General features: G+C 53.8%; 12 protein-coding genes. 2 read left to right on the top strand and 10 right to left on the bottom strand.

Going from position 1 to position 17,846, the window contains the following annotated elements; genetic code table 11:
- Positions 1-56: 56 nt before the first annotated feature.
- Positions 57-2,582, top strand: a complete 2,526-nt coding sequence (locus MAMMFC1_RS06500) for a heavy metal translocating P-type ATPase (RefSeq protein ID WP_408631241.1) — start codon at positions 57-59, stop codon at positions 2,580-2,582.
- A gap of 57 nt (positions 2,583-2,639) precedes the next feature.
- Here MAMMFC1_RS06500 and MAMMFC1_RS06495 read toward each other — a convergent pair whose 3' ends face one another.
- The 5 genes from MAMMFC1_RS06495 to MAMMFC1_RS06475 form a co-directional block, all read right to left on the bottom strand.
- Positions 2,640-3,014, bottom strand: coding sequence for an ArsR/SmtB family transcription factor (locus tag MAMMFC1_RS06495; protein WP_126307496.1), 375 nt, complete (start codon positions 3,012-3,014; stop codon positions 2,640-2,642).
- Positions 3,015-3,689: 675 nt separating this feature from the next.
- Positions 3,690-4,052, bottom strand: a complete 363-nt coding sequence (locus tag MAMMFC1_RS06490; RefSeq protein ID WP_126307494.1) for an ArsR/SmtB family transcription factor — start codon at positions 4,050-4,052, stop codon at positions 3,690-3,692.
- Between the two features lie 58 nt (positions 4,053-4,110).
- On the bottom strand, positions 4,111-5,172 hold the full coding sequence (locus MAMMFC1_RS06485; RefSeq protein WP_232035705.1) for a Fic family protein: 1,062 nt from the start codon (positions 5,170-5,172) through the stop codon (positions 4,111-4,113).
- Positions 5,173-5,561: 389 nt separating this feature from the next.
- On the bottom strand, positions 5,562-5,933 hold the full coding sequence (locus MAMMFC1_RS06480) for a hypothetical protein (RefSeq protein WP_126307490.1): 372 nt from the start codon (positions 5,931-5,933) through the stop codon (positions 5,562-5,564).
- Entirely contained in the window at positions 5,933-6,493 is a 561-nt protein-coding gene (locus MAMMFC1_RS06475) for an RNA polymerase sigma factor (RefSeq protein WP_126307488.1), read from the bottom strand. The genes MAMMFC1_RS06480 and MAMMFC1_RS06475 overlap by 1 nt, the downstream gene beginning before the upstream one ends.
- Positions 6,494-6,786: 293 nt before the next feature.
- Here MAMMFC1_RS06475 and MAMMFC1_RS22620 point away from each other — a divergent pair, with 293 nt between their 5' ends.
- Entirely contained in the window at positions 6,787-9,900 is a 3,114-nt protein-coding gene (locus MAMMFC1_RS22620) for a hypothetical protein (RefSeq protein WP_197723930.1), read from the top strand.
- A gap of 94 nt (positions 9,901-9,994) precedes the next feature.
- Here MAMMFC1_RS22620 and MAMMFC1_RS06465 read toward each other — a convergent pair whose 3' ends face one another.
- From MAMMFC1_RS06465 to MAMMFC1_RS06445, 5 genes are all read right to left on the bottom strand, one after another.
- Positions 9,995-12,934, bottom strand: coding sequence for an NHLP bacteriocin export ABC transporter permease/ATPase subunit (locus tag MAMMFC1_RS06465; RefSeq protein ID WP_126307486.1), 2,940 nt, complete (start codon positions 12,932-12,934; stop codon positions 9,995-9,997).
- 21 nt (positions 12,935-12,955) lie between these two features.
- Positions 12,956-15,115 (bottom strand): NHLP family bacteriocin export ABC transporter peptidase/permease/ATPase subunit, encoded by a 2,160-nt coding sequence (locus MAMMFC1_RS06460; protein WP_126307484.1) that lies wholly within the window; start codon positions 15,113-15,115, stop codon positions 12,956-12,958.
- A gap of 2 nt (positions 15,116-15,117) precedes the next feature.
- Positions 15,118-16,089 carry an NHLP bacteriocin system secretion protein gene (locus tag MAMMFC1_RS06455; RefSeq protein ID WP_126307482.1) on the bottom strand — a complete coding sequence of 324 codons (972 nt, stop codon included), beginning with the start codon at positions 16,087-16,089 and terminating at the stop codon, positions 15,118-15,120.
- A 19-nt stretch (positions 16,090-16,108) separates the two neighbouring features.
- Positions 16,109-17,281, bottom strand: coding sequence for an efflux RND transporter periplasmic adaptor subunit (locus MAMMFC1_RS06450; protein ID WP_126307480.1), 1,173 nt, complete (start codon positions 17,279-17,281; stop codon positions 16,109-16,111).
- A gap of 278 nt (positions 17,282-17,559) precedes the next feature.
- Positions 17,560-17,838, bottom strand: coding sequence for an NHLP leader peptide family RiPP precursor (locus MAMMFC1_RS06445; protein ID WP_126307479.1), 279 nt, complete (start codon positions 17,836-17,838; stop codon positions 17,560-17,562).
- Positions 17,839-17,846: the final 8 nt, after the last annotated feature.

The following is a 17,846-nucleotide window of genomic DNA, read 5'->3' as shown; positions in this document are numbered from 1 at the left end:
CCGAACCATCCACCAAACCGAAACCGGCAGCGACTTGCGGCTGCTGCCCGCCGTCAATCCCTGCAGCCGCTGCTGAACCGGGTTGCAGTTGTTGTTCAGAAGAGCCGCCAGTCCGGCCGGTGGCTGAGCCGGCTTGCGATTGTTGCACCGGTGCGGATGCAGTCGCCACTCCGGCGCCTGCCACCTGCGACTGCTGCGCTGACACGGTTCACCCGGCAAGCGCGCAAACAACACCGTCTAGGGCTAACACCCTGACCAGCACTTTTACCGTCGATGGCCTGGACTGTGCCGACTGTGCCGCCAAACTGGAAAAGAGGATCAGTAAACTAACCGGTGTCATGGATGCCAACGTTAATTTTGCCACCGCTAAGCTGAAAGTCACCTATGATCAATCTAAGCTCCAGCCGGCACAAATTGCCAAGGCAGTTGGCGGCTTTGGCTATCAGGCCGCGCTCATGCCCGCAGCGGGAGGGCCTTCCGGCACCCAGCAATCGGTCTTTCAGGTTGCTGGTCTGGACTGCGGCGACTGTGCCGCCAAGCTGGAAAAACGCATTGCCGCCCTGGCGGGCGTAGCGTCAGCCCAGGTGAATTTTGCCGCCGGCAAAATGACGGTCGAGCATGCTGCCCCGGTTGCCGACATTCTGCAGGCGGTTAAACAGGCCGGTTATCAGGCCGAACGCCTGACGGCAGGCCCGCGCCGGCCGGAGGCCAAAGCCGCGTGGTGGTCCAACCGGCGGACCCAGGCGATGATTGTATCCGGCGTTATTCTGGGGTTGGCCACGGTGCTGGAGTGGCTGAACTACGGCAACACCGTTCTCATTCCCCTGTATGTTGCCGCCGCCGTGATCGGCGGTTACAGCGCCGCCAAAAGCGGACTGTACGGCCTGCGCTCCCTTACCTTTGACATGAACTTTCTCATGACCGTGGCCGTAATTGGCGCCGCGGCCATCGGCGAGTGGAGCGAAGGCGCCGCCGTTGCCTTTTTATTCTCCTTCGGCAATACCCTGCAAACCTACACCATGGATAAAACCCGTCAATCCATCCGGGCGCTGATGGAGCTGGCCCCGCCCGAGGCGCTGGTACGGCGCGATGGAGTGGAGGAACGGCTGCCGGTGGAAGAAATCGTGACTGGCGATGCCATGATCGTCAAACCGGGTGAGCGGATTGCTATGGACGGCATTGTGAAAAGCGGCCTGTCGGCCGTTAACCAGGCCACCATTACCGGCGAATCACTGCCGGTGGAAAAGACGGCCGGAGACCCGGTATATGCCGGAACGGTTAATGAGCACGGCGCTTTGGAAATTGAGGTTACCCATATTGCCGCCGACTCCACATTGGCCAAAATTATGCACCTGGTGGAAGAGGCCCAGGCCCAGAAAGCGCCGTCCCAGCAATTTGTCGATGTTTTCGCCAAGTACTATACCCCGGCGGTCCTACTTGTTGCTGCCGGTATCATGGTACTGCCGTGGCTGCTGTTTAATCAGCCGTTTGCCCCCTGGTTTTATAAGGGCCTGGTGCTGCTGGTCATTTCCTGCCCCTGCGCCTTGGTCATCTCCACGCCGGTTTCCATTGTGTCGGCGATTGGCAATGCCTCCCGCAACGGCGTACTCATTAAAGGCGGCGCTCATTTGGAACAAATGGGCGGTATTCAGGCCATTGCCTTTGATAAGACCGGCACCCTTACCTATGGCCGTCCGGTCGTTACCGAGCTGCTGCCACTGGGTGAAAAAAAGGAACACGAGCTGCTGACCCTGGCGGCGGCCGTGGAAAAATGGTCCGAACATCCGTTGGCCGTAGCAATTGTGGAAAAAGCGAAGCAGCTTCCCCTGCCGCCGGCTACCAATTTCAAGGCCCTGGTGGGCCGCGGCGCGCAGGCCGATGTCAACGGGCAAACGGTCTATGTCGGCAACCCCCGGTTATTTGAAGAACTGGGCCTAAGCCTTAAGCAACATAAAGAAGTCATGATCAGCCTGGAAGAGCAAGGAAAGACGGTCATGCTCATCGGCTCCCAAACGTCCATTTGGGGATTGATCGCCGTAGCGGACACACTGCGGCACAACAGTAAAGACGCCATCCGGGAACTGCGGCAGGCCGGCATGAAACACATCGCCATGCTGTCCGGGGACAACAGCCGGGTTGCCGCCTTTATTTCCAAGACCCTGAATCTGGACGCCTACTACAGCGAGTTGTTGCCCCAGGACAAAGTGACTACCGTGCAAAAGCTGACCAAGGAATACGGCACCGTCGTAATGGTCGGGGACGGCGTCAACGACGCTCCGGCACTGGCCGCCGCCAGTGTTGGCGTAGCCATGGGCGTGGCCGGCTCGGATACGGCGCTGGAAACGGCCGATATCGCTTTAATGGCCGATGATCTGGGCAAACTGGCCTATGTCATTAACCTAAGCCGCAAAACGGTTGCGATTATCAAACAAAACATCGGCTTTTCTCTGTTGACCAAAATCGTATTTGTGATCTTTACCTTTTGGGGTTATGTTGACTTGTGGCTGGCGGTATTAGCCGACATGGGGTCCTCCATTCTGGTGACACTAAACGGAATGCGCCTTATGCAAAGGCTGCGTTAGATAGATAAACAAGAGGACTGACCGCATAGCGGTCAGTCCTCTTGTTTATCCGGTCATTTACTTCTCATTTTGCTGGATATGATGGATCCCATGCTGCAGCAGGACGGCAATATTATCATCATTAAGCGAATACCAGGCCAGCGTCCCTTCTTTGCGGTACTTTACCAAGCGGGCCCCGCGCAGCAGACGAAGCTGATGAGATACAGCCGATTGCGCCATATCAACCACCGCTGCAATATCACAGACGCATAACTCCCGGCTGGATAACGCTTGCAGGATTTTAAACCGGGTTATATCACCCAATAACCGGAAAATTTCCGTCACTTGCTGCACTTCCCTTTCCGGCATCATCTCGCTTTTCGCCAGACAGATAGTCTGAGGATGTTCACATAGCTGTTCACACATATCGGAATCACAGGCATACTTTTTCATCACACACCGCCTGAATATATAGTCATTTAAAATATATCTGTTCTTTTCCCTGCTGTCAATAGAGCGGTCCTGGTTACCAGGGCATGTTCATGAAAAAATGCGATGATTAAAAAAACGGTTTGCATCAACTCGAAGTCAAAACCGAATCTTGTCGAAAAAAACTCTGCCGCTTCTGCCTGTTTAGGCGTGTAGAGGAGTTGATTATTATATTTTCCCTATTGCTTTCCGGAGGCAATTAGTTTTCATACCGGCTGCATATGGTACAGCGCATTGCCGGCATACTCTTAGCAATCAGTGGGGTACTCATCTTCTTCGAGCTGATTGGCTAAGAATTTGGGATTGATTCACCGTTTCCGGGGCATGAGTGGAAACAGAAATACTGCAGGTGAAATGCACTCTAATATGGGTTATAGTACTTAGTAAAAGCCGGATTGCAGGCAGGCGGTTTTCTAGGTCTGCACGAAGGATAACAAAGCGGCCTGCAGCTTGGCAAACAGTTTGGCATACAATTGGGTGCACATATTTGCCGTACTTCAAACTCATTTGGCCATTCCTCTATTTCTGGCTCATCCCAAACCTTTTTCAAAATGAGTCCTCCCTATCATGATGTGCGGGAACGTCTTATGTAATATTCTATGTTGTTTCTAGAAATGAGTTACTTACAAGTTTTACCCACTAGGTGTGGCTGATATGCTCCAGCCCCTGACGCATCAGGTCCACCACATGGTCATCGTCCAACGAATACCAGGCCTCCTTGCCGACCTTCCGGAATTTGACCAGCCTGGCGGCCCGCAGCACCCGGAGCTGGTGGGAAATGGCCGACTGGCCCATGGAGAGCGTCTCGGCAATATCGCACACGCACATTTCCCGCTTGGTTAAGAGCTGCAGTATTTTAATCCGGGTGCCATCGCCTAAGACCTTGAAAGTTTCCGCCAATTGCTGCACCGTATTTTCCGGCAGCATTTCGGCTTTCGCGCGGCATATTGTCTCAGGATGCTCGCAGCGCTCCTCGCACATATCGCATAATAAATCTTCCATACGTCACCTCAAACCATAGAATTATCCCTGAACTTTGGCGTCACAGCCTAGGCACCTTTTAGGCCCCTGCCGCCTGAACCACCTCAAATAATTGCTTGTTGAGATAAATTCGCTCCTTGCCAATTTTCTGCGATACAAGGAAGCCAGTTTCTTCTAGAGCCGACAAATAACCGGCCGCTGTCTTGCGCGAAACGCCGAGACCTGCTTCAATGTAGGCGGTTTTGGTATAAAACTCATAAAATAACAGCTCCACCAATTCTTTTGAATAAACCCGTGGCAGCGTATTTTTTATGTCTTCTGCAGTCTTGTCCACCACTGCATTAATTTTTTTCACCAATAGCAATGTCTCTTCGGCGGTTTGTTCAATGCCATCCAGGATAAAAAGAACCCATTCCTCCCAAGCCTCTTTCGTCCGCACTTCCTGTAGCAGCCGATAATAGGCGCTTTTGTTGCGTATGATGTATTTACTAAGATATAGAATGGGACTATCTAACAGTTCTTTAAGAACCAGGTATAAAACATTTATGATTCTTCCGGTGCGTCCATTCCCATCATAAAACGGGTGGATCGATTCAAACTGGTAATGAATTACTGCCAACTTTATCAGCGGGTCAATCGTATCATAATCATCATTTATATATCTTTCCAGGTTTGACATGAGGGCAAGAATTTCTTGTTCACTACTGGGTGGTGTATAAATCACTTCACCCGTCGTCTGGTTTTGCAAAACCGTTCCCGGTAACTTTCTGATACCGGCCCGATTTTTCTCAATGTCTTGTTGAATTTCAACAATCATATTCGTGGTCATCATTTTTTTGGCTTTGACGAGCTCATACCCCTTCCAGAGAGCCGTCCGATAGTTTACAACTTCCTTGGCCGCGGGGTTATGATAATTTGCTTGGGACATAGCCTTAAACAATTCGTCGTGAGTGGTTATGATATTTTCTATTTCGGAACTATCCTTCGCCTCATTGGTGGTCACTGCATTGAGCAAAATGTTCTTATTCGGCATCGTATCGGCAAAACCTTTTAACTCCGCCAGTGCTCTATGTGATCTGGCAAGCTGTTTTAGAACTTTTTTAGTCTCAAGGTCAATATCAGGCGGTAAACATTTTAACATGCTATCTTGCATCGTATCGCCCCTTCCATTCCATTATATGGGTAATTACTTCCTATATCAATATAATACGGGTAAAAAAAAGTAAAAATTACTCACGTTAATATAATGTGAGTAATTTTTACTCAAATGTTAAACTCAAATTACCGAATGATACCATACAATACAATTAAAACTCTGTGATATCTTTCAAGCATCTTCACTTTTGCGGGATTTTCCCAACTCGCAATAGTCGCAATAACTTCTTCAACTTGATGCTTTGAATAACGATCAGCCTCGACTCTTTACGAGAAACCTCGCAAACCCTTTAAATACATACGGCGGCCCCGGCAGGATTCGAACCTGCGACCTTTTGATTCGTAGTCAAGTCTAGGCATAACCCCCGGGATTACTTATCGGCAGAACGGGCATTTCCTTTGCACCCAGCCCATATTTGCCCCACAGCGGGGGCAAATGTTTCCCACTCCCTGCCCTGCGGCGGTTACAAAGTTCAGCTCCTCTTCCAGCAGTTCTCCTTCTTTCCTGCCGTCGTTAGCCATAACAGCCAGGATGGCTTTATCTTCCGGCGACAGCCTGCCCAGAAGTTGTTTTCGCAATATCTCCCTGATTTTGCTTTTACTGCTGAAATCTGCAGCAATCATGGTTTGGGCCAGCCTGATGAGCTCGGCTATCTCGCCGTCCTCTACCGGCTCGATATCTTTTTCCCCGGCCAGGATCCGGTCCAGATAGGTCAGGTACAGTTCGGCCTTAGTCCGTTCCGTCATCAATATTCAACCCCCTGGCTTTCCAAAATCAGGCGAAGCCGCCGCATGGCCCGGAACAGGGTAACGCCCGTATTGCTTTCGCTGATGCCGATAACTCCGGCAATCTCCCTGTTGGAAAAACCGCTCCAGAACTTAAGCGCAATAATTTCCCGTTCCCGTTGGGATAAAGAGGCCAAAGCTTCCCGCAAATGCTGCCACAGCTCACGGGAGGCCACCGTGTCGTCAGGCCCTGGCCGGGAATCGGAGAGGTCGGAAATTACATCTAAAGATGTGGCTGGCTGCAGGCCTCGTCGATAATGATCAATTACCGAGTTGCGGGCTATACTGAAGATCCATACCGGCAGGGAAGCCTTTTCCGCCTGATAGCGGTTCAGGCTGGTAAAAATTTTGACGAAGATCTCATTGCTCAAATCATCTGCGTCATGGTGGTTGTTCACGCGATAAAGGACATAATTGTATATCCGTGGAAAGTACTCTCTGTAGATTTCGCCAAAAAACCGCTCATCATCCGACTTACTCCATGCCTCTTCCTCCATTTGCGTCAGCCTGACCGTCGTCATCCATAACCCGCCTCCCGACCAATACACCGGCTTGTCCTTCTGTCTTTGCCACAGAAAGAACCTTACTGCACTATATTGATTATAGAAAGCCGCCTACCACCAAAACTGCCGCCAGCCACCATTTTCGACAATTTATCCTATGGTTCGACTCATTCATGCATTTGCAAGCCATAAAAGGGGAAATTTGTCTCACATTCTGTAAGTTCAGCTCGATATTGTTCGAAAGTTCGCTTATAATGAAAGAAAATAATTAGCATTGAAGACGGTCGCACAGGTCGTGGAGGAGGATAAAGGTGCAATATATCACTCCCAAAGAAGCCGCAGCAAAGTGGGGAATCTCTCAGCGCCGGGTCCACACCCTCTGCCAGAAAGGCAGGATCAAAGGTGCGGAGCGCCATGGCTGGACGTGGCTGATTCCTAAAACAGCAACCAAACCGGACGATGCCAGAGTTAAATCAGGCGGTTACCTGAAGCAAAAGAAGGACCTTCCGCTTTTAGCCCCAGGCGACGGAATCATTTTCCGTTCCCGCCTGGTGGAGAATATTTGCCCTCCCGGCAGCAAACTCACCTATATTCATGCCGGGGCGGGATATGGAAAAACCATCCTGATGCTGCAATACGCCCAGAACCGGAATGATGTGGTCTGGCTTTCCCTGGATGACAGGGACAGTGATATACCGTATTTTCTGGGCCATCTGGAGTCGTCCATCCGGAAGAAGCTGGGAAGCTTTGAGTTTTACGCCGCAGACTATATCCCTTTTGCCCTAAGCGAGCGCTTCACAGCCCTCCTGTTGCCCGCCCTGTTGGAAGCAATCGGGCAGCGAAGATTGTCGATCCTGATGGATGATGTTCATGTGATTCATAACCATACCATAACCGCCTTGCTTACTGCGTGGGCAGTGGCTTGCCCTTCCACCCTCTCCCTGATCATAGCCAGCCGCCATGCCCCGTGGGATGGGCTTCTCCCGTTGAAGCTGACTGGCGGAATGGCTGAATTTAACAAACAGGATTTATGTTTCAGCCGGGAAGAGGCTGAGCATCTTTTAGGTTTTTTTGATGAAGATATTTACGAGGCCACCGAAGGCTGGACGTTAGCCCTCCAATCCTACCGTCTGGCCGCAAAAGGCAGCCGGACCCTTCCTGTATCGAGACTCTACGCCGAACAAGACCTCTACCGCTATCTCTTAAATGAGATCATCCTGCAGTTGCCCGCAGAGGTCCAGTTTTTTTTGAAGGCCGCCTCCGGTCTGCCTGTGCTGGAGCCCGCCTTCTGCGATACCCTCCTTGGCATTGGCAATAGCCGGGAAATATTGGAGAACCTTGTCCAGCACAACATCTTCACAGTACGCCATTCTGCCTCGGCTTATCGCCACCACGTCTTATTCCGGGCTTTTCTGCGGCAAATTAGCGAGGGACTGTACAAGGAAACCCTAAAGCGAGCCCTGGCTCTTTCTTACGAAGAAGGAGATTACGCTCAGGCCGCCGAGTATGCCTTGCTTTTGGAGGACGGCAGGGCGATTCAGAATTGCATCGGCGCCATCTTGGCCCTGCCGTTTGCCCGGAACCGCATCCGCAGCCTGAAAAAATACCTTGACTTTCTGGAAGAACGCGCCGCCGATTTATCTCCCCGGGTCATGCTGGCCAAAGGCATGATTTTATCTAATCTGGGAGATTTTCATCAGGCGGAAAAATATTTACGCGCTGCAATCCCCCATTTAAGCGACGATGATCAAACCCTCTACCGGTACGCTATGACCCATATAGCCAGAGTACTGCGCAACAAGGTCTCGTTCGAGGAAAGCACCCGCTGCCTTGACTCCCTGCTGCCGTTGCCGCCGGACGCCCCCATGCAGGATTGGTATGCTGTGGTCATCGAAAAAATCTACAATCTTACCATGACCTCCCGGCTCTCCGAGGCAATGGAACTGACCATGACTATGATGGATCAATGTCTGAGCACGGGAGCGGTCGGAGTGAAGGCATGGTTTGAACGCTATTTAACCGCCATTTATTTTTACTGTGGCGATTTCAAAAATTGTCTGAAAGCTTATGAAAAATCCCTCTCCATCCCCCAGGAAGAACGGGACTGGCTGCTGCGCCACAGCGTAGGCGCCTATGCGGCCAAGGCTTATCAGGTTACCGGACGGGAAGAAAAGGTGCTGCCCTTGCTGGACACGGAACTGACGCGTCTGAAACAACTGGAACTTTACGAAGATTATAGTATCCACTACCTCTCTCGTGTGGAGATCCTCCATTCGGAAGAGCTTTTGAAATGTTACTGCGGCCTGCCCTTCGATTTCTCCATTATTGACCGGTATCTCAGCCTGGCGAAGGAATATGCCGTTCTGAACCGCAGCACCCGCGATCATTACCTATTCATAAAAATATGGGCGCTTTGCGCCGGACTGCTGACACAGCCGGAAAAGGCCGGTCACATTATCAGCGAAATTCTTACTCTCTTAAAAGGGACAACCCCCTTTTTCCAAATTATGGCCTATGGGCGTATGGCCAATGCCTTGGACACACTGCATCTGGACAGCGAGCAATGCAAGCACTTTCTCCACGAAGCCATCCGGATTGGTGAAGACATCGGCAGCTATGCTTACCCTACTGTCGCTTATGGAAGGCTGGCAGCGATTTACCTGCGGGAAGGGAATATAGTCACAGCCAAAGAATACACCCAGCGCTTTTTGGCGCTTTCCCAGCAATACGATCACCGCTATTACATCCGCTTCAAGCCCCTCTTCGCCCCGGTCCTCAAGCTGGCCGCAGATTGCGGCATCAATCCCGAGTTTACTCAGGAAATGCTGTCCTATGGCGGATATACAATAGAACGGGTTTATATGCATACTCTGGGCGCTTTCTATATCGCCCCCGCCCACAACAGGAAAAACCGGGTTAAAATCCGCACGCAAAAGGCGCGGGAACTTCTGGCCTACTTAATGGAACACCGCAAGGGAGTTACCCGGGAGCAAGTCTGCCGAGACATATGGGAAAATAGCGAGGCTGATGCCGTCAACCTGTTCCACACCCGCCGGGGTGAAATCCGGCGAGCTTTCGAAAGCCTGGGAGCAGCAAATCCCGTTTTGCATGAAAACGGCTTATATCGCCTGAATAGGGAAGAAATCATCTGCGATCTCGACCTGTTCCGGCAGGCAACGGAAGAATTCCGGCAACGGCCCGAACCCGCAACTGCCCAAAAAGTAGTTGACTGTTATACCGGCCGGTATCTGGATGATATGGAGACACTGTGGGCTGAAAGTACCAGGCTGGCCTACGAGGACAGCTTTCTGGCGGCAGCCCAAACCCTGCTGGCAAGTTACCGGGCCGCAGGGGAAAGGGCCAAGGCCACGGAACTGCGGCGGCGCTGTACCGCCCTGAGCTACCACGGACATACCATACTTTAGTTTTTATAACGGCGGAGTATAAATCCGCAACCAAAAAGGAACTCCATCAGGGAAGTTCCTTTTTGTCTACATATTTGAGCTTCGCGCCTTCCAGCTACGCCATCTGCCGGTAAGCCAGCGTGGCAAATAAGCCTTTTTCCGCCATCAATTCGGCATAAGTCCCGCTCTCCACGATCTCGCCCTTATCCAATACATAGATAACATCGGCATTCATTACCGTGCTCAGCCGGTGCGCCACCACGATGCGGGTGGCGTGCATCCGGTCCAGGCTTTCGGTCACCATTCGCTGGGTCTTGTTGTCGAGCGCGCTGGTAGCCTCATCGAACACAATAATTCGCGGACGGTGGACAACGGAACGGGCGATTAGAATCCGTTGCCGCTGTCCGCCGGAAATATTGGAAGCCCCCTCGCTGATCAGGGTATGCATACCCATGGGCATAGCGCGAATATCCTCAGCCAATCCCACCATTTCCGCCGCTTCCCATGCGTCATCAATGGTCAGCGGCAGCGAGCCGATAATATTGGTGAGGATATCACCGGCCATCAACTGCCCGTTTTGCAGCACTACCCCCATTTGTGTCCGTACGGAGGTAATATTCACCTCCGCCAATTCCTGTCCGTCATAGTAAATGGACCCTGTCTCCGGTTTCTCAAACCCCAGCAGGAGGCGCAGCAAGGTAGATTTGCCGCTGCCGGAAGACCCCACAATGGCGGCAAATTGCCCCGGGCGAATATTCATGGACACATTACGTAATATCGGCGGCAGATCAGGACCGTAACGAAAAGACACGTTGCTGATTTCGACCCTGCCGCTTAACGCGCCGACCTCGGCCTTATCCTCGGTTACTTCGGGTTCAGCTTCCAGGATGGGACGCAGCCGTTCCAACTGGGGCACGATTTCAAGCAAATTCACGCTCAATACCATCAGTCCCGTTATGGTGGCGCTAAAGCCGGTCAGTGCCGCATTGAAGGCCATAAATTGCGGCAAGGTGATGAACGGTGTCTGCGTCCCGGCCCCTTGTTCCAGCCAGTCCATTGTCAGCCAGAAAATCAGCATGGTCAGCAGCAACGGCTGCAGCGTATTAACGAGTTCCAGCCAATTGGCCTTCCAGCGAAACTCCCTGTTCCATTTCCATTGTTCGCCGAATTTCCGGGACCATAAATAAAACGCCTGGGCTTCCGCCCCCTGAATACGGAACTTGCTTAAGCCGTTAAAGATCTGGAGCACTTGACCGGCCGTTTCGCCCATTGCTTCCATCATCCGGCGCTTGGCCGCCACCATGCGCCATTGGAGAAAAATAGCCACACCAAGATAACCGATCCACACCGCCCCGGCCATAAAGGTCAGCTTCCAACTGTAATACAGCATGGCCAGCAGGCTCCAAAAGGAAAAAAGCGCATTGAACAGGGCCGACACGGTTGAATTGGAGAGCAGCGTGAATATTTGCGTGACACTATGCATGCGCTGAGCTAAATCGCCGGCCTCATAACGCCGGAAAAAGCCGGCAGGCAAAGCCAGCAGCCGCAGCCACAAAGCAGCCTCGGCAACCAACTGCGACCGGCTTTTCAACCGCAGAAAAGCGACACTCCGGGCAAAAGAAACACCGGCCGTGGCAAAAGCGGCTACCAGCATGACCTGCACCACCATCACCAGGCCCTGGCGGTCGTTAATCGGAATGATATGTTCAAAAATCGTCTGCGTAATAAACGGGGTCAGCACCGGAATAAGACCGGCCAGCATACTGATCAGAACAATACTCCAGCCATCGCCGGACCAGCACTTCCCGAGCATGAAATTCAGCAAGTCGGGCAAACTTCGCGCTCTGCCGGGCAACCCGGCATATAGGATATACGCAAGCGGCTCAATCCCGAGGCCTGTTCCGTCTTCGATCATTACCATCTCCGCCTGGCCGGGATCAAACAGGCGGTATTTGCGCGGCGACACCGGCAATAACGTCACCAGATGCCGGTCCGGTCCCCGGAAAGCGATGAGCGGGCCATTGTCCCGCTGCTGCCAGCCCGGTTCCAGGCATACCTGACGCACCTGTATTCCGGCCAGCCGGGCCACACTGCGGAGCAGGGCCGGATCCTGCCTCAGCGGATCCGCTCCGGCCGGCAGGCGCACCTGCCGCTCCGCAATGCCCAGATGGCCGGCCGCCGCTCTCACCACCATTAATAACGGTGAATACGGGCCGTCTGGCACCGCCGCCGGAGGCAAATCCGGCATATCGGTACGCAGCAGATGATTGGCGGCGCCATACAGCAACTGCTCCTTCAGCCGCCCTCTTGCCGCCAGCCGTTCGCCGTCGCGCCGGTCTTCACCAGTAAACCAGCCGGCCATCAAGGTCGCAAACAATTGCTGACAGCGGTCCAAGGGCTGCCAGAACCGCTGTGGATTCTCCATTTGCGCCGGAACGAAAATATCTGCCGTGGTCAGCCCCTGTATTACGGCCTCGCTGTTCGCCACCAGCCAGGTCTCCTTAACCAGCGGAATCGCCATATCCGGCGCCAGGCCATCCTCCGGCCTGGCGCCGAGGCTTATTTCTCCCGACACGGCACGCGCCCAGGTTATGTCCCGGCCTGTTCTGACCGCCTGCCCCGCCGGCAAAGACAGGGTTTCTCCCGGCGACAGCAGGGAAAAAGCTGTCGGACCGGCCGGTGGTTCCGGTCCGGCCAGCAGCGCTTCCAACCATGCTTCAATGGCGGGCAATATCTCCTCCGGCTTACATTCGCCGGCTTCCCGGGCTGTTTGCAGCAAATCCGCCCGCGGCATCGCACAAAGCTTCGCCGCCTTAACAGCGATGGCCATCAGCCGGATACCGCCGGCTGTTTCCGGGGACAAGCCGAACAGCAGCCGCCCCTCCCCGGCCTGGGCTAGAAAAAGCTGCCGGTAATGGTGGCTTTCCGCAGCGGTGACGGCATAGATGTCCACCGTTCCTTCGTCCACCCGCCATACCTTGTCCTGATCATCCAGCCATGCAACCTGGCTGTTACTTAGTATAAGCTGCCGGTTTCCTGTCATGTCCGCTCCCATATATACCTCCTCCCCGGTACATCACCCGGCATCATGGGCAACCAGTTGCCGGTACGGCCCCTCGGTTGCCATCATTTCCTCATGCCTGCCACGCTGTACGACTTTGCCATGCTGCATAACAATAATTTCATCACAATCCCTGATGGTGCTCAAACGGTGAGCAACCACCAGACAGGCGCAGCCGCGGCGGCGGATATTGTTAATAACCGCTTGTTCCGTCAAGGGGTCCAAAGCACTGGTCGCTTCGTCAAGCACAAGCACGGACGGGCTTCCGGCCAGGGCTCTGGCAATTTCCAGTCGCTGCCGCTGTCCGCCGCTGAAATTCCGTCCTCCCTCCGCCACCTTGGCGTCGTAGCCGTCCTGCAGTGCGGTAATATCGCCGTGAATGGCGGCGTCTTTGGCCGCGCGCGTAATTTCGAAGCGTGCCAGGGTGGTATCGAACAGGGAAATATTCTCCGCCACCGTACCGGCGAACAAGATGATCTCCTGATCTACCGCCGCTACCGAGTTAACAATGACCTCCCGGGGAATGCGGCGGCGCGGCAAGCCGTCAAACATGACTTCCCCTGTCCAGGGCTGATACAGACCGCCTACCAATTTGGCCACCGTGGACTTGCCGCTGCCCGATCCGCCGACCAGTGCCACCCAGCGCCCCGGCTCGATGGTTAGAGTGAAATCTTCAATCAGCGGCGCTTCCAGCCGGCTATAGCCAAAGGTTACCTGCCGCAGTTCCACGCGGCCGGACAGTTTGGTACGGTCGATGGCCGGCGGCGGCTCCGCCGGATAGTTGGCCTGGTCAGTCTGATAACGGAATACATCATCAAGGCGCTGCATCTGCATCTGAGTCGTCTGCAGCGCCTGGCTTAGATTGAGCAGATTCGTCAGCGGTTCCTGAAATTTACCCATCAAATGCTGAAACGCCACAAAAATACCAGCGGTCATTAGTCCGTCCATGATTTGAAAGCCACCCACCGCCATAATGACGGCGGTATTCAAACCGGCCAGAAAAGCCGGCGCAAGCATGAGCGTCTGTGCGGATAATTCGATTTTTTGCTGCGTTTCCAGTAATTTGCTCTGATAGCCCGCCCACTTATTGAAAAAATCGCCCTCGTTGCCACTGGCCTTCAAGGTTTCGATGATCTGAATACCGGCGATAGCCGTACCATAGGCTTTGCCCCTATCCTGCTGGATTTTCATCTGCTGCTCGGTCATCCAGCGGAACATCAAATAGAGAATGCTCACATTCAGCAAGCTGAACACAATGCCGATAAGGGTTAAGGACACATCGTACTGAAACAAGAGATTTAGATAAAACAGCGCTACCAACACATCCAGAACCGCCGTGGCGGCCTGACCGGTTAACACCGCTGCCACCTCTTCATTGAACTGTACCCGGGAAGCTACTTCTCCACCGTAGCGCTGTTGAAAGAACTCCATCGGCAGCCGGAGCAGATGCCAGAAAAAGCGGCTGGACTCCCCGACGGTAAGCGCGCCCTGCCAACGGGTGAGGCACCAGGAACGCAGCCAGGTCAGCGCCCCCTGCAGCACCGCCGCGAACCCCATGGCCAGCAGCAAATTAAACAGCCAGTCCGCATGTTTCAAGGACAGAATATCATCCAAAAACACCTGACTGAACACCGGAATGGCCAGTCCGGGAATGATCAGGCCGGCACCGGTCAGCAAGGCAAAAACCAGCACTTTGTTCTGACCACGCAACCGTCTGGCTAGAACCGGGATAATCCCCGGAGTCGAGCCGCCTTTTTGAAAATCCGGGCCGGGCTTCAGCCGGAGCGCGACACCGGTGAAGGAGGCGGTAAATTCGTCCCAGGTCACCGTCCGGTGACCGGCGCACGGATCATTCAGATACACAAGGTTGTCTTTGAAACCTTCCAATACGAGAAAATGGTTGAAATCCCAGTGAATGATCAAGGGCAGCTCCTGGTCCCGCAGTCCTGCTGCGCTGTCACGGAAGCCCGCGCCCTCCAGTCCCAGGCGCCGGGCGGCTCTCATCATATTGCTGGCCTTGCTGCCGTCGCGGGACACGCCGCATTCCAGCCGCAGCCGCTCCAGGGGAAGGAACAGCCCATAGTAGGCCAGAATTATGCCTAGGGAGGCAGCGCCGCATTCCACCGCTTCCATTTGTAAAACCGTCGGAGTTTTAATACGTCGTGGTTTCATCATGGTCAATCACTCCGCAGCCACTGGTTCAATTTTAGAAAAGCCTTGGTAATCGGTGCCTGCCGCTTCACCACAATACTGCCCGTACAAGCCGTCCCCGCTGTAATTTTCTCCGGCGCGCCATGAATGGACGACCACAGATAGCCGGTCGCCGTGTCATTGTCCTTGATCAAGTCAACCTGGACCTCCATAGCCGCGCCGCCGGTTTGCCGTAGAATCCAGGTGGTCAGGTCCTTGTTGCCTGTCCAGTTGGTCATGCTGTCGGCCTGGAGGGGATAATTCGATACACTGTGCACCTGTCCAACCAGAGTGCCGTATTCCGTGGCGTCCACCGAACCGGGCGCGATCTGTACCGTCATTCCCGGCCGGATTTTTTTGCCCTCCAGCACCGGCACATACAGCAAGACCTTGATTTCACCCCGGGCCTCTTCGTCGATGCGCACGTTCAAGAGCGGCGTACCGGGCGCCAAAATGTCACCTACCCCGCTTGCCACCCAGTCGGCGACAATCCCTTCCACCGGGCTGATCACCCGGCTGTTTCGCTCCAGTTTGTCCTGCAGTTCATTCAGGTTGGCCACCATGTTCGCCATATCTTCACGGGACATGGCGGTATTCAGTTCCCGGTTGATCCGGGCAATCTGCGCTTCCAGGTCCGGCTGCTCCACTGTGGCCACAACCTGCCCGCGCTGTATCCGGTCACCGACCTTCACCCGTATTTCAGCCAGCCGTCCACTGGTCGCTGAACTGATATTGACCAAACCGTCGGCATCAATGATCATACCGGTCCCGTTCACTTTGGTGGCCATCACGCCGAAAACCGACCACACCAGCGCGGAAAATACCAGCAGCAGCATGGTGGCCAGGGCAATCCAGGCCACGGGTGTAGCCGGCGCAAACAATTTATCCAGTTGATCCGGCGAGCGCAGCTTCTCCAGCGCTTCCTGCCGGAATAATCCCTGACTTTGCTCTTTTTGCATCGCTCCAGCCCCTTCTCGCTTACGGCGCCTGAATGGCCTGTACTTTCATGCCCGGCACGAACTCGGCATACTTCCCGGCCACCACAACCACTTCATTTTCTGATAAACCAGATTGCACTTCCACATATTCGTCATCCTGTATCCCGGTCCTGACCGGCCGCTGTTCCAGACGGCTGTCCGGCCCGACTACGAACACAAAGGGCGCCGCGCCACCCATGACGGCATCTTGGGGCACGCACAATACCTGCCGTTTTTCTGTGCTGTAAATCCTGACCTGATAATAAGTGCCCGGTTCCAGCAAACCGGCGGAATTATTAATTCGGTACTCCACGGTACGGTATCGGGCCGGCGTCTCCGGCGGGGGTGACACTCCTGTAATCTGCAGGTCAAAAGCATCTGTTCCGCCGGTAGTTCCTCCGTCCTTGAGCGAGGAAGAGTAAGCCTTCTCCATAACATCGCCTCGATGCACCGCCAGCTTGAAGCGCCCTGTCAGCGGCTGCAATTGTTCCAGAATATCACCGGCAACATCGTTGCGAAAATACAAAGATGCCAGTTCACCGATCATTACCAGTGAGCCCCCGCTGCGCACTACCGCCCCCGGCCCTTGATACACCTGCAGGATATCGCCGTCACAGGGCGCCACGATCTGCTGCTTCCCCAGCCGGGTAATCAGTTCTCCATGGTACGCCCGGGCTGAGGTAAGTTCTCCTCCGGCCGCTTTCAGGCTGGTAGACGCCTCATCCAGTTGCTGCTGGGAAATTGCATTCTGAGTCGCCAGGGCCTGATACCGCCGTAAGGTATTCTCCCATTTTACAACAGTGGCTTCGCTGGAATGAATTTTCCCTTCCGCCTGCAACAGTTGCGACGGCAGTTCCGTATTGACGATTTCGCCCAGCAATTGGCCGGCCCGCACCCGGTCGCCCGGCTTGACAAAGACTTTAGTCAACATGCCGTCCAGCTCAAAATGCACGTCCAGCATGTTCGGAGAATAGATATTTACGACCGAAAAATAGACCGCCGGCGCAATTTCCCGGATTAGAGCCGGCGCGCTGCGCACCCGGACATACTGGGCAGCCGCCATTTTCGCCACATGGGCGCTGCTGGTGGCATTGACGTAGATGCCGTACCCCGCCAGTAACCCAATCAGGACAATGGCGCTGCCAAAAAACGCATAAACGTATTGTTTCTGCATCGCACTCCCCCCTGCCCACACAGCCTATAGGAGCAATCAAGCGTATAGCCCTTAAAATGCTCCAATCCGGCGTCCTCCTAACCGGATCAAAGCGCAATATAACCGCTTTCCCCGCCGGCAGCCTTGCCAAAGCTGTCATTGCGCATGCAAGAATATCAAGAGGTTACCGCCCTAAAAATCGATAACCCCTTGATAAAGGAAAGAACCACCACGTCTGAACACTTTTAGTGTCTCAGATAGGCCTGATTTAATTTAACCTGGAGCATAATAATACGTTGTTACCAGTAGATCGGGCAGAAGTATCCAGTGCATCCACCGCCTGCTACGTTATCAAGCTGCTCTTCCGAGAGCGTTCCTGCCTTCTCGGGCATAACGATATACCTCAGTTTAGCCGTTTGTTCAACAACTTTGAGTTCAATACCGGCAGGAACCTTGACGCCGAATTCGGCCTCTATAGCTGCTTTAGGATCAGCTATCAATGACTTTTTGAAATTATCGTTTTCCCAGGCTTTCTTAACAATTTTCTCAAATAAAGCATTTTGATTTTCCTGACTCATTTGTACTC

This window comes from Methylomusa anaerophila, from assembly GCF_003966895.1.
Lineage (GTDB): Bacteria > Bacillota > Negativicutes > Sporomusales > Sporomusaceae > Methylomusa > Methylomusa anaerophila.
Note: the sequence above shows the minus strand (reverse complement) of the source record. Positions and strands in the feature narration are given on the sequence as shown.

Excerpts from the sequence above, each read along its gene's own strand:
- MAMMFC1_RS06475 (WP_126307488.1), bottom strand. The coding sequence starts at position 6,493 with ATGACGACGGTCAGGCTGACGCAAATGGAGGAAGAGGCATGGAGTAAG.
- MAMMFC1_RS06495 (WP_126307496.1), bottom strand. The coding sequence starts at position 3,014 with ATGAAAAAGTATGCCTGTGATTCCGATATGTGTGAACAGCTATGTGAA.
- MAMMFC1_RS06455 (WP_126307482.1), bottom strand. The coding sequence starts at position 16,089 with ATGCAAAAAGAGCAAAGTCAGGGATTATTCCGGCAGGAAGCGCTGGAG.
- MAMMFC1_RS06480 (WP_126307490.1), bottom strand. The coding sequence starts at position 5,933 with ATGACGGAACGGACTAAGGCCGAACTGTACCTGACCTATCTGGACCGG.
- MAMMFC1_RS06490 (WP_126307494.1), bottom strand. The coding sequence starts at position 4,052 with ATGGAAGATTTATTATGCGATATGTGCGAGGAGCGCTGCGAGCATCCT.
- MAMMFC1_RS06460 (WP_126307484.1), bottom strand. The coding sequence starts at position 15,115 with ATGATGAAACCACGACGTATTAAAACTCCGACGGTTTTACAAATGGAA.
- MAMMFC1_RS06485 (WP_232035705.1), bottom strand. The coding sequence starts at position 5,172 with ATGTTAAAATGTTTACCGCCTGATATTGACCTTGAGACTAAAAAAGTT.
- MAMMFC1_RS06450 (WP_126307480.1), bottom strand. The coding sequence starts at position 17,281 with ATGCAGAAACAATACGTTTATGCGTTTTTTGGCAGCGCCATTGTCCTG.
- MAMMFC1_RS06445 (WP_126307479.1), bottom strand. The coding sequence starts at position 17,838 with ATGAGTCAGGAAAATCAAAATGCTTTATTTGAGAAAATTGTTAAGAAA.
- MAMMFC1_RS06465 (WP_126307486.1), bottom strand. The coding sequence starts at position 12,934 with ATGGGAGCGGACATGACAGGAAACCGGCAGCTTATACTAAGTAACAGC.